Origin of the sequence: Psychrobacillus antarcticus (assembly GCF_029533155.1) — a bacterium.
Taxonomy (GTDB): domain Bacteria; phylum Bacillota; class Bacilli; order Bacillales_A; family Planococcaceae; genus Psychrobacillus; species Psychrobacillus antarcticus.
Map to the genome: position 1 here is coordinate 1 of NZ_JAIZDB010000004.1, position 13838 is coordinate 13838.

The following is a 13838-nucleotide window of genomic DNA, read 5'->3' on the forward strand; positions in this document are numbered from 1 at the left end:
TGAACTAAAAATGATGGCAGAACTAACTGCAGAGCAAAAGGGAGCTATTTCTCATCGAGGTAATGCTATTAAAAAACTTTCTTTGGTTTTGGAAGATTTAATTTTCTGAAGGATAGGTGTGGGAAATGAAGTTATTAATTATGAGTGATACACATAGTGCTACCAATACAATGGATCAGGTAATTGAGCGACATAAACACGTTGTAGATACAATTATCCATTGCGGAGATAGTGAGTTAAATGCAAATTACTTTTTTGAAAAACCTATCCATGTTGTTCGTGGAAATTGTGATACCGATGATCGTTTTCCTTTAGAGCAGTTATTCTCTGTCCAGGATGCTAAAGTGCTTGTAGTTCATGGCCATAAATACAATGTAAAAACGACTCTAATGTCGCTATTTTATCGAGCACAAGAAGTACAAGCCTCCGTTGTTTGTTTTGGTCATTCTCATTTATTAGGAGCCGAAATGCAGGAAGGTATATTATTTATCAATCCTGGTAGCCTTCAACAACCTCGAGGACGTAAAGAAAAAAGTTACGCAGTAGCTGAATATAGCGGAGATTCTTGGACAGTTCTCTTTTATTCAGACGAGCATATACTGCTAGAAAAAGTAACTTTATAAATTATTAGAAATAGTGTTGACTTATCTTTGTTGTCATTATATAATAAATCTTGTCTTTCCTATCCGTTTAGGTGGGGGAGTACTTGTCTCAGTAGCTCAGCTGGATAGAGCAACGCCCTTCTAAGGCGTCGGTCGGGGGTTCGAATCCCTCCTGGGACATATAAGTAAATAGGTTATGAATTCTTAGAGAGTAAGGGTTTGTGATTAGAAAGGGATTAAGTCAGGACTTCGGTCCAAGAGACTTAATCCTTTTTTTCATTTCTATCAATTTACACAAAGTAGGACACGAAACTATCTTCTGACTCGATTGAATGGAGGATAGTTTTATTGACCGAGAAAACAGAGCTGCTGATGTATACATTATTGAGACGATGTTATCGTAATTACGGAGCGAATGATTACAATTTTTCAAAACGTAACCCAATCATAGCTGAAATGTTATAATTGGTTAACAATCCGAGAGAAAAATAAAAGTGTTGATGGTAATCCCGACGAACAAATTGATTTTTATAACTAGTTTCGGAAATGATATTTATGAAGAAAAGGCTTTAGATTCCCTAATATAATTGAAGTGAAATGTAATTTAAGGAGTGTTTTATAGATGAAGAGCTTTGTTGTGATGCAAGGAGAAACATATCAAGCGGAAAGAGATTTAGGTATTATTTGGTCTCCACAACAAGATAGTGGAGGACAAGTACCCCATTCTTGGCTCCGGATGAAGGAAGTGAATGAAGGGGATCGTTTCTTTCATTATGTGAAAGGTAATATTGTTGCGATTAGCGTGGCTAAAACTGGATGTCAGGAAATAACTAAATCTTCCTATCTGAAAAGTCATAAGCACTTAACTGATAGTGGTTATTTAGTAGAATTAGAATATCATGAATTAGAAGAGCCTCTAAATATCCTGTCAAACTATCATGAAATTTTAGCTCTGCTTCCAATAAAGTATTCGCCATTCCAACACGATGGAAATGGCAACCCAGGTTATTTATATCCTTGTAATGAACAACTAGTAATAAAATTATTAGAACTTATAAGTGATTTGAACATCTACCAAGTAGACGAGGAGCAGCTTGAATTAGCAATTGGAACAGTACGCCGTTCGGAGCGTAATACTTTTGTTCCATTGATAGCTGAAATGGAATCTGAAGCAAAATTAATGATTCGTAAAGGCCAAGAAAAATTTAAGAAAGAATTATTGCCATTGTGGGAAAATAAATGTGCTTTGTGCGATATTGAATTACCGATTTTACTTCAAGCAAGTCATTCTAAACCTTGGAAAGATAGTACACATAATGAAAGGGTAGATCCCTATAATGGTTTACTTCTTTGTCGCAATCATGATGCTTTATATTATAAAGGTTATATTGCATTTGATGGTCAGGGTAGATTACATATTTCTTCATCCATTCCGGAGGATGATTATTTAATTTATAATATCTATCCAAAAAAGAAGGTTGCTAGACATGAAGAGCATAAACCGTATTTCAAGTGGCATCTAAAAAATATATTTCATTAAGAAAAACCAGGCAAAAAGACGCCCGGTCCTCTAAAAATAAAAACGTAGATATGCCGTTGATTTCCGCTACGAGCGGACGCTTTCCGTGGGCACGGCTTCAGCCGCTTCCCTCGCTTACGCTCAGTCCAGGGTCTTCAGCTCGCGCTGTTCCCACTGGAGTCGCCGCTCTGCGCTCCAATCAACTAGGTCCACTTTATATAATACTACCCCTAATTCAAGAATCCGTTTTACCCCTCTAGTAACTTTGAATACGCTTATCATCAAAGCGATAGGCTATGCAGATCTACTAGTGGAGTACTACTCATTTAATTGATTGTAGTGAAATGTGGCGACTCCAGCGGGAACAGCGAGAAAGTCGAGACCCCGCAGGCAGCGCAGCGTACAAGGAGGCACGGCCTCGCCCGCGGAGGCCAACAGGATGTTGGTCACAAAGGCGTTGCCACAGGACGTGGCGCCCTTAGCCTTTGTTCTCCACATGTAACGGAAATCAGTAGTATTATGCATTCTTAAAAGTTCTGTAAATCCAGTGTTCATGCTGTATTTTTATATACTTTCTTATCTTTTAAAAAAGAAGTCCTGTTTTGGACTTCTTTTTTGCATTTGAACTAGGAGTTGAGTTTTAACTTCGCATTGAAAAAAACCTCGTAATTGCTGATTTAACAACGTTTACGAGGTATTCTTATTGTACTAGTTTTTAACACATTTCTGATTATGTCCCAGGAGGGATTCGAACCCCCGACCGACGCCTTAGAAGGGCGTTGCTCTATCCAGCTGAGCTACTGAGACAAGTACTAAGTTCTTTCAAAAACACTTACCTTTGTATGTTATCACTAAAATGAGTTAATGGAAGATTTTTATTTATTTAATCAATTCATAAATCAAAACAAAAGACCATGTTACTATTATGCAGAATATATGAACATTGAATAAAGCGATTAGCTATCGAGATAAAATTATAACGCGGATAGCTTTTTGGCGTTTGTAAAAGAATAGTTCTACATCATTACTTGACCTCATATACTTTTTGAAAATAGACGGAATATTATAAAACATCTAAATATTTATTTAATTAGTTGCGCGCTTACCTTATAATAAATATATGGAAAAGGAGGGAATGAAAGTGAATACTATATTTATAAATGGTCAGATATACACGATGAATCCGAAGGAACCCGTTGTGCAATCTATCTTTACTCAAAATGAGAAAATCATGGATATGGGAACGAATGATGAGATTTTACTACAATGGGGAAGAAATGGAACTAAAATTATCGATTTGGAAGGCAGGGCAGTTGTGCCTGGCTTGATAGATAGTCATCTGCACATTTCAAGTGTTGGGATCAATTTGCAAGAACTGAATCTTACTAATGTGAAAACTACAGATGATTTATTGGAATCTATCAGGAAATGGGCAGTTAATATGAAACCTGGCGAGTGGATTTTAGGTAGAGGCTGGGATGAAAATATTTTTCCGGATAGAAAAATTCCCTCTATTGAAGAATTAGACAGAGTTTCGCCGAATACGCCACTTTTTCTACCGCGAATTTGTGGACATGCATTTTTGGTTAATAGTACTGCTCTGAAAGTATGTGGCTACCACCCAGATATTAACGTTCCTTATGGAGGGACAATAGTACTTGATCCTGCAACGAAAAAACCTAATGGATTATTGTTGGAAACTGCTTCAAGCCTTATCTCCAAACATATTCCGAAGAAAAGCTATGAGCAGTTAAAAAGTGCTTTACAAGCGGGCTTGCAACAAGCAATTAGTTTAGGCTTAACGAGTATTCACACGAATGACCCGAACTATCTTGGAGGAGCAAGACAAACGTATAAATTGTTTGATGAACTTATCAATCAAGATGGAATTGGACCTCGTAGTAATCTGTTAATAGATTATGAGTATTTGGAGGAAATGATTACCTCTGAAATGAGCACTGGCTATGGAAATGACAACGTTAAAATAGGTGCAATAAAATTATTTGCGGATGGTGCATTAGGTGGAAGGACTGCTCATCTAATGGAGCCTTATTTAGATGATCCACACAATGTTGGAAATGCAATGTACGATAATGAAGTCTTATTTCAACTTATTCGTGATATCAGACTGCAAGATATGCCAGTAGCCATACATACAATTGGAGATCAGGCACTTATAGATGTCCTTGATATATTAGATCAATTTAAACCGTCCAACTATCGTGATAGGCTCATTCACGTTTCTTTATTGAATGAACAATTAATACAGCGATTAAGAAGTCCTCATCGAATAGTGGATCTACAGCCTAAATTCGTTTCAAGTGATTATCCATGGATTGAGGATAGACTCGGAAAACAAAGAGCGAGGTTTTCGTATCCTTTTAAAAGCCTCTTAGATAATGGTGTAATAAGTGCTGGGGGCTCGGATGCTCCAATCGAACCCTTAAATCCTTTATTAGGTATTCATGCAGCTATTACTAGAAGGAAGGCTAGTGAAAGCCATGATGGTTACAATAAACAAGAAAAATTGTCTATGCATGAAGCCATTCATTTATTCACAGTGGGGGGTGCCTATGCTACCAATGAAGAAAATTTAAAAGGAACATTAGAACGGGGCAAGTTGGGAGATATGACCGTTTTATCTAAAAATCCTTTTCGAATGGAGTGTCCCGACGAATTATTTACGACCGAAACGGAAATGACCGTAATTGGAGGAGTAATAAGGTTCCAAAGATAAGATCTTAAAAATCAGAAATCGGAGAGGGGTTATGCTTTTGGATGCAATACTGGAAACGATTGTTGGCTGGTTATGGGGATTACCACTAATATTTACAGTTCTATTTGTAGGGCTATATTTTACAATAGGCAGTAAACTTTTTCAGTTTAGTTATTTACCGCATATTTTTAAAGAAACATTTGGAAAAATTTTTGGCAAAAAAGAGAAAACAGAAGATACAAAAGGAATATTAACTCCATTTCAAGCTGTGGCTACAGCTATTGGGGGAAGTGTTGGGGTAGGGAATATCGGTGGTGTTGCTACTGCAATTGCTATTGGAGGACCTGGAGCAGTTTTTTGGATGTGGATTACTGCTCTCCTGGGAATGATTACAAAAACGGTGGAAGTAACCTTATCTGTGTATTACCGAAATACGGATGAAAAAGGTAACCCATATGGCGGACCGACTTATTATATGGAAAAAGGGCTTGGAGAGGAAAAGAATTTCAAGTATTGGAAGGTTCCAGCAATACTATTCGGCTTAGGTATTTTCACAACATTTTTTATTACTCTTCAAAATTATACAATCTCAGAGGCAGTTAGCTCGACGTTTAATATTGGAATGATTCCTGCCTCTTTTATTTATTTGACTATTATTTATATTATTATTTATGGTGGTATCAAACGGATTGGAGAGATAGCTTCATTGCTCGTTCCGTTTATGTGCTTGTTCTATGTGATTGCCGGACTTTATATTATTTTAAAAAATTACACCGAAATCATTCCTGTTTTTTCTTTAATATTTGATAGTGCTTTTTCTGGAATGGCAGCAGTTGGTGGGTTTACAGGAGCGGCAATTGCTCAAGTAATTCGTATGGGGGTTGCTCGTGCGGTTTACAGTAATGAGGCTGGTTGGGGTACTTCACCAATGATACATTCTACAGCTAAGACTGCCCATCCTGTGAAGCAAGGAATGTGGGGAGCGATGGAGGTTTTCGCGGATACGATGGTCGTCTGTTCTATCACCGCATTTACTATTATCATAACAGGCGTATGGTCTTCAGGCTTGGACGGTGCAGCACTAACCTTGTCTGCATTTGAAATTGGAATTGGAGAGTTTGGTAGATATATTATTACAATATCCATCTTCTTGTTTGGACTAACCACTTCTACAGGTTGGTATACGTATTATGAAATCTTGTTAAGACATGTATTTAATAATGAAAAGAAGCTTGCATTGAAATATAGAATATTAACACTGTTCAAATGGCTGTATCCAATTCCTGGTTCGTTAATGGTAATCTATGCAGTAATGAATGATATGCCTGGAAAAGCAGTTTGGTATTTTGCAGATATAACTACGGCAATCCCCACTTTTGTTAACTTAATCGTTATATTATTCTTAAGTAAAAAATTCTTCGAACTGCTTCGAGACTACAAAGCTAGATACTTAAATATAGGAATAGTCGACCCTAATTTTAGTGTGTTTTACGAGGATAAGGTGAAAAAAGAAAGCACTAAATAGCGATTACCAAAGACAAATCGTCGAAATACGATTTGTCTTTTTTAAAAGATAAGAAAGTATATAAAAATACAGCATGAACACCAGTTTTACAGGGCTTTTAAGAATGATTGATGCTACTGATTTGCATTTCAGGTGGGGTACAAAGGTTAAGAGCGCCACATCGTGTGGCAACGCCTTTGTGACCAACATCCTGTTGGCCTCCGTGGGCACGGCTTCAATCTCCTCGTCACTACGTTCCTGCGGGGCTTTCAGCTCGTGCTGTTCCCACAGGAGTCGCCACTTTCACTCCAATCAATTAAATGAGTAGTACTAAACTAGGGGATATTACATAGACTCTCGCTTAGATTATAATAATAGCCAGATTTAATATAGTGAAAAACCGTCTGAAGCATTAGGGATACTATTCTGGAAAGAAGGATGTAGAAAGTAGATATCCTTTTATACCAGAGGAAATAAAGAGAAATAGTTAGTGTTCACTAAATAAAGAAGCGAAATAGCGAACGAAATTGCATCTTCGTGAGCTACTTCTCTATATAGGAATTTAGCTTTTCTCTAGTTACCCCAAAAATGAACTAACCCGTTTCTAAAAGTTGTAGAAGGGCGACGGACAGTTAATAGCCATAAGATTACCGAGAAAAAAAGATGCTGGTCGTGACTTCAGTCACGACCAGCATCTTTTAAAAAATCAAACGGTAATTATATAGCAATAAATCTGTACAAAGCCCTTCGAAAACAGTAGAAACAGGTTTAGATCCTAGAGGACCGGGCGTTTTATTGCCCGGTTTTTCTTAATTGGATGTAAAAAAACAAAGAACAGGGATTGGATTGTTTATAACTCTAAAGATAGGGAATATATTGACTAACATAAATGATGAAATTTAGAAATGAGGAGAGAACAAAATGGCTAAACAAAATGAAAAAAAGAGACAAGGAGATGTAAATTACTAAGAGGATACGATTAGTACAAAAGAAGATAGTAACTTGCGATGATAATTACTTTTTGCGCTATAATTAAGATGTACCTGATCAATTGTCAATCAGGTACATCTATTTTACTATTCAAACTATTTAAACACTTTAAACAAATTGTATCTGTGCATACAGAAAAAATGATATAATAAAGTACATAGAGAAGTTAGTGAAGGTGGCGAGTTGTGTTGAAAAAAAAGAATCATCCAATTATAAAGGATGAAAACGTCATTTTATTCCCAGGAATGATTGAAAAATATGTTGAAAATGGGCTGAAATTTGCGGAAGAGACCAATTTTGTAGAAGCAGTGTCTTGCTTTGATGAGGCTAGCAAATATAAAGAATTAAGTGATATGGTACAAAGTGTTTATATCCTGTCATTACTAGAAGCAGGTAGACCTTTAGATGCGAAGAAAATATGTGAAACTCTTTACGAAAAAAGATCGCCTTTTTTTGAGCAGGTTATTGAATTATATTTGACGATCTTACTCGATTTAAAAGAATACAAACAATTAAACGAAGTGTTAGATGGATTAATGAAAGATTCTACATATACTTTTCAACAAAAGAAAAATTTTAAACAACTGAAAGAATTGAGCATCAAGATGTTAACGGACACTACATATTCTGCAGATGAAGAGACAAAAACCAACTTTGACAAGGAGCAGTTTGAGCTAAGTAGCTTTATAAAACTACCTTATGGGCAACAAGAACATTTAATACAAGAGGCATTTCATACAGATATTACTGAAATAACGGAGGAACTCATTGCTATTATCGAAGGTTCGGACATAATCCCTACTATTAAGTCACTTGCTCTTTTACTGCTGGGTGCTGCTGGAGTAGACAATGAAGTTACGGTTGAAAAATTCGGATTTAAAGAAACTATTATTCCGACAGCACCACCAGAGCATACTGCGGTGGACCGAGTAGAGCCCATAAAAAGATGTATCGAGAACTTGCTAGAAAAAGATCCAAGTAAGCTTCAGATGACTTTGGAAATGGTTCATCGACATGCTTATACCTTGTTTCCTTTTGATTGGGTAGGATATACTAATGAAGTAGTAGCTAACAAATATATCGAATATGTGGATGTATTGTTTGGCAATAGCGTATTGCGGTCAGATGAGTTCTTTGACTTGCTTATAGTAATGGAAGAATCATTAGAAGTTTTGAGTGGTGAATAGTGTTGAAACTCTATTCAACTATGCTATAATATACAAGTTGTCAATATAATTAGTGAAAATCTGTTCTGTATGAATGTGTGATACAGGCTGCTAAATTATTGTAAATTATTATTTGGAGGTAGAATATATGTCAATGGATCAGACTGTAAAATGGGAAAAACAAGAAGGAAATATTGGTTTATTAACTGTAGAAGTTACTGCAGAAGAAGTAGCAAAAGGATTAGACCAAGCGTTTAAAAAAGTAGTTAAACAAATTAACGTACCAGGTTTCCGTAAAGGAAAAATGCCACGTCAAATGTTCGAAAAAATGTACGGTGTAGAATCATTATTCCAAGAAGCATTAGATATCATTCTTCCACATGCTTATGGGCATGCTATTGAAGACGCTGGAATTGACCCTGTCGATCAACCAGAAATCGATGTTGTAACAATGGAAAAAGGTCAACCTTTAGTTTTCACTGCTAAAGTTGTTGTAAAACCAGAAGTAACTCTAGGAGACTATAAAGGTCTAGAAGTAACTAAATTAGAGGAAACTGTGACTGACGAAGAAATCGATGAGCAACTTCAAAGCCATCAAAGTCGTTTAGCTGAATTAGTTGTAAAAGAAGATGCAATTGTTGATGGCGATACTTCAGTAATCGACTTCGAAGGATTCGTTGATGGTGAAGCTTTTGAAGGTGGATCTGGAACAGATTATGCATTAGAAATCGGTTCTAATTCATTCATCCCTGGTTTCGAAGAGCAATTAGTCGGTTCAAAAACTGGAGATGCGAAAGATGTTGAAGTAACATTCCCAGAAGAATACCATGCTGCTGAATTAGCTGGAAAAGCTGCTACTTTTAAAGTAACTATCAAAGAAGTTAAAGGGAAAGAATTACCAGAACTTAATGATGACTTTGCTAAAGAAGTAGATGCTGAAGTGGATGGCATCGACGCTCTACGTGCTAAACTGAAAGAAGCATCAACTGAAGAGAAAAAACAATTGTCTACTCAAACACTTCGAGATACATTAGTGGAAGCTGCTGCTGAAAATGCAACAATTGATATTCCTGAAGCGATGATCGCATCTGAAACGGACCGCATGCTACAAGAATTTGGTCAACGTTTAGAGCAACAAGGTATGAACTTAGATCTTTATTATCAATTCTCTGGTCAAGATGAAGAAGCATTACGTACTCAAATGACAGAAGATGCTAAAAACCGCGTAAAAGTTTCATTAACGCTTGAAGCAATTGGTAAACAAGAAAATATTGAAGTTTCAGAAGATGAAATTACTACAGAGCTAGAAAAAATGAGCGCACAATTCAATATGAATGTGGAAGATATTAAACGTGCCCTTGGTAGTACTGAGGTTCTTGCAAACGATCTACGTTTTGCAAAAACAGTTGAATTCTTAGTGGAAAACGCTAAAATTTCTTAATCATAACTCCATACGATATTAATACAAATAGAGCAAGGTACAGAGCTACTGTGCCTTGTTCTATGCCATACATAGCATATATAAATATATAAAAAACGTACTTGAACGTATTATTTGATTACTTGCTGAGAATCTTGTAACATAATTGCTTGAATAGGGGTGAATATTTTGTTCAAATTCAATGATGAAAAAGGGAACTTAAAATGTTCTTTTTGTGGTAAGCCACAAGAACAAGTTCGTAAATTAGTGGCAGGACCAGGCGTATATATTTGTGACGAATGTATCGATCTTTGTTCTGAGATTGTAGAAGAAGAGCTAGGAATTGAAGAGGAAGTAGAGTTTAAAGAAGTCCCAAAACCAAAAGAAATTTTAGGTACTTTAGATGAATATGTAATCGGACAAGAACGAGCAAAAAAATCACTTGCGGTTGCTGTTTATAACCATTACAAACGTATCAATTCAAATAGTGTAATCGATGAAGTGGAATTAGCTAAATCTAATATAGTATTAATAGGTCCTACTGGTAGTGGTAAAACATTATTAGCCCAAACACTTGCAAGAATTCTTAACGTACCGTTTGCAATTGCAGATGCGACTTCGTTAACAGAGGCAGGATATGTAGGGGAAGATGTAGAGAATATTCTTTTAAAACTAATTCAATCAGCTGATTATGATATCGAACGTGCTGAAAAAGGAATTATATATATTGATGAAATAGACAAGGTTGCTCGTAAATCCGAGAATCCATCTATTACACGTGATGTTTCCGGTGAAGGCGTACAACAAGCACTTCTAAAAATATTAGAAGGTACTGTTGCAAGCGTTCCTCCACAAGGTGGTCGTAAGCATCCTCATCAAGAATTTTTACAAATCGATACGACGAATATTTTATTCATCGTAGGTGGAGCTTTTGATGGTATTGAACAAATCATTAAACGTCGTTTAGGCGATAAAGTAATTGGTTTCGGAGCAGATCCTAACAAAGTAGAAGTTGCAGAAGGTTCCGTACTTTCTCAATTAATACCAGAGGATTTATTGAAATTTGGTTTAATACCAGAATTCATCGGACGTTTACCAGTGCTTGCAAGCTTAGAACAATTGGACGTAAGTGCATTAGTTCAAATTCTTACAGAGCCGAAAAATGCGCTTGCTAAGCAATATCAAAAAATGATTGAGTTGGATAATGTGAAGTTAACATTTGAAGACGATGCATTAGAAGCGATAGCTAAAGAAGCGATCGAACGCAAGACAGGTGCTCGTGGTCTTCGATCCATTATCGAAAATATCATGCTTGATGTAATGTTCGAATTACCTTCTAGAGATGATATTGTAGAATGTGTAATAACAAAAGAATCTATTACAGAAAAGTCCAAACCTAAGTTATTATTAGAGGATGGCACTGAATTAGAAAAAGATAATGAAAAAACATCGGCTTAATTAGCGATTGACAAAGCTGGCTTCCAATCTGCGCGTGCATAGCGCATGCAAGGATGTCAGCTTTTTCAACTTAATAGAACTTTTATTATAAGAGGCATTATTAATGAATTATTCGGACAGAATAAGCTGGAGGTGACTATCCAAATGACTAAAGAAAAAAAAGTATTTTATCCAGTTCTGCCTCTTAGAGGTTTACTCGTTTATCCTACAATGATTTTACATATTGATGTAGGGCGTGAGCGTTCTATCGCTGCACTGAATGAAGCAATGATACGGGAGGAAAAGTTATTTCTTTCTGTTCAAAGAGATATGACTATAGAAAACCCCGATATGTCAGATCTTTTTGACATAGGGATTATTGCAAAAGTAAAACAGATGGTGAAGTTGCCAAATGGTACGATGCGGGTTTTAGTAGAAGGATTACAACGTGCTATTTGGGATGATTTTAATCAGCTTGATACATTTGACGAGGTTGCTGTGACTGCATTTATCGAACCAGAAAAAACAGATCAAGAAGATGTGGCACTCATGCGTACGCTAGTACATAATTTTGAAAAGTATTCAAAATCATCTAAGAGTGTCTCCGAAGAAACGTACAATTCGGTTGTTGATATTGAAGAACCTGGTCGTTTGGCAGATATGGTTGCTTCACACCTGCCATTAAAAATTTCTGGTAAACAAGAAATACTAGAAATAATGGATGTTAAAGAACGTCTGGAATGGTTAGTCAGTCGTTTATACAATGAGCAAGAAATATTGGACTTAGAAAAGAAAATAAATAATAGGGTCAAGCAAGCGATGGAAAGAACACAAAAAGAGTTCTATCTTCGTGAACAGATGAAAGCAATCCAAACAGAGCTCGGAGATAAAGAAGGTAAAACAGGTGAAGTTGCAGAACTGAAAAAACGTATTAACGAAGCCGGTTTACCTGAAGATACCCAAAAAAATGTATTAAAGGAATTGGATCGATATGAAAAACTTCCTACCCAAGCTCCAGAAAGCGGTGTAATACGAAATTACATCGAATGGATTGTCTCGATTCCATGGACTAAATCGACAGAAGACCAGTTAGATATAAAACGTTCTGAACTTATATTGAATAGAGACCATGAAGGCTTAGAGACTGTTAAAGAGCGTGTGCTAGAGTATTTGGCTGTCAGACAGTTAACGAAATCTTTAAGAGGGCCGATTCTTTGTTTAGCAGGACCTCCAGGTGTCGGTAAAACTTCCTTGGCTAAGTCGATTGCCGAGTCTTTAGGACGTAATTTTGTGCGTATCTCTCTTGGGGGAGTCCGGGATGAATCTGAAATTCGAGGACATCGTAGAACTTATGTAGGTTCTATGCCTGGACGTATCATTCAAGGGATGAAAAAAGCAGGAACGGTTAACCCAGTATTTTTACTCGATGAAATCGATAAAATGTCGAATGACTTTAGAGGAGATCCATCTGCTGCAATGCTAGAAGTATTAGATCCTGAGCAAAATAATTCATTTAGCGATCATTATATCGAAGAGACGTATGATTTATCCAATGTTCTTTTCATAGCTACAGCAAATGATTTAAGTACTATTCCTGGACCATTACGTGACCGTATGGAGATTATATCGATTGCTGGCTACACAGAAATAGAAAAGCTTTCTATTGCGAAAAATCATTTATTACCAAAACAATTGAAAGAGCATGGCTTAACGAAAAGTCAGCTTCAGGTTAAAGATGACGCTTTACTGGATGTCGTCCGATATTATACAAGGGAAGCTGGAGTACGTAGTTTGGATCGTGTACTAGCTAATATATGTCGTAAAGCCGCGCTTAAAATTGTATCAAGTGATAAAAAACGAGTTTCGATTACAACAAAAAGTCTTGAAAATATTATAGGTAAACGAAAATTTAGGTACGGACAGGCTGAAACCGAAAATCAAATAGGAGTAGCTACAGGACTCGCTTATACTTCAGTAGGTGGAGATACTCTACAAATTGAGGTTTCCCTAAGTGCTGGAACTGGCAAGCTCCAATTGACTGGTAAACTCGGTGATGTGATGAAGGAATCCGCACAAACAGCATTATCCTATGTACGTTCAAAAGCAGAGGATTTTGGAATTGATCCTACGTTTTATGAAAACAAGGATATCCATATTCACGTTCCAGAGGGAGCTGTTCCGAAGGATGGTCCTTCAGCGGGGGTTACTATTGTTACTGCTCTTGTTTCTGCACTAACTAAACGTCCTATTAAACGTGAAGTTGGTATGACAGGAGAAGTTACATTAAGAGGTAGGGTATTACCTATCGGTGGTTTAAAAGAAAAAACACTAAGTGCACATCGTGCAGGTTTGACGACAATTATTTGTCCGTTAGATAATGAGCGCGATATTGAAGATATACCAGAAAGTGTTCGCGAAGTATTAACATTCCATTTTGTTTCCGATGCTGAAGAGGTTCTTCAACTGGCTCTAGAGGAGGCATAA

At 36.6% G+C, this 13838-nt stretch carries 9 protein-coding genes and 2 tRNA genes; 10 read left to right on the forward strand and 1 reads right to left on the reverse strand.

From position 1 onward, the window contains the following. Window positions 1-13: 13 nt before the first annotated feature. From LDK52_RS02760 to LDK52_RS02775, 4 genes are all read left to right on the forward strand, one after another. Complete coding sequence (locus LDK52_RS02760) at window positions 14-109, forward strand: non-canonical purine NTP pyrophosphatase (protein WP_422662702.1); 96 nt, start codon at window positions 14-16, stop codon at window positions 107-109. Window positions 110-125: 16 nt separating this feature from the next. After that, the gene (locus LDK52_RS02765; protein WP_277584426.1) at window positions 126-623 is read left to right on the forward strand and encodes a metallophosphoesterase family protein; all 498 of its coding nucleotides are present in this window, start codon (window positions 126-128) and stop codon (window positions 621-623) included. Window positions 624-708: 85 nt separating this feature from the next. After that, window positions 709-782 (forward strand) — tRNA-Arg (locus LDK52_RS02770). 442 nt (window positions 783-1224) lie between these two features. Beyond that, window positions 1225-2142 (forward strand): HNH endonuclease, encoded by a 918-nt coding sequence (locus tag LDK52_RS02775; RefSeq protein WP_277584427.1) that lies wholly within the window; start codon window positions 1225-1227, stop codon window positions 2140-2142. A 712-nt stretch (window positions 2143-2854) separates the two neighbouring features. On the opposite strand, the gene LDK52_RS02780 is transcribed toward LDK52_RS02775, so the two are convergent. Further along, window positions 2855-2928, reverse strand: a tRNA-Arg gene (locus LDK52_RS02780). 328 nt (window positions 2929-3256) lie between these two features. Here LDK52_RS02780 and LDK52_RS02785 point away from each other — a divergent pair. From LDK52_RS02785 to lon, 6 genes are all read left to right on the forward strand, one after another. After that, window positions 3257-4858: an amidohydrolase gene (locus LDK52_RS02785; protein WP_277584428.1), complete on the forward strand. Its 1602-nt coding sequence runs from the start codon at window positions 3257-3259 to the stop codon at window positions 4856-4858. 37 nt (window positions 4859-4895) lie between these two features. Further along, on the forward strand, window positions 4896-6362 hold the full coding sequence (locus LDK52_RS02790) for an alanine/glycine:cation symporter family protein (protein WP_277584429.1): 1467 nt from the start codon (window positions 4896-4898) through the stop codon (window positions 6360-6362). 1157 nt (window positions 6363-7519) lie between these two features. Next, the gene (locus tag LDK52_RS02795; protein ID WP_277584430.1) at window positions 7520-8518 is read left to right on the forward strand and encodes a hypothetical protein; all 999 of its coding nucleotides are present in this window, start codon (window positions 7520-7522) and stop codon (window positions 8516-8518) included. 133 nt (window positions 8519-8651) lie between these two features. Continuing rightward, a complete protein-coding gene (tig, locus tag LDK52_RS02800) occupies window positions 8652-9938 on the forward strand; it encodes a trigger factor (RefSeq protein WP_277584544.1) in 1287 nt (428 codons plus the stop codon). 168 nt (window positions 9939-10106) lie between these two features. Next, a complete protein-coding gene (gene clpX / locus LDK52_RS02805; RefSeq protein ID WP_277584431.1) occupies window positions 10107-11375 on the forward strand; it encodes an ATP-dependent protease ATP-binding subunit ClpX in 1269 nt (422 codons plus the stop codon). A gap of 144 nt (window positions 11376-11519) precedes the next feature. Beyond that, on the forward strand, window positions 11520-13838 hold the full coding sequence (lon, locus tag LDK52_RS02810; protein WP_277584432.1) for an endopeptidase La: 2319 nt from the start codon (window positions 11520-11522) through the stop codon (window positions 13836-13838).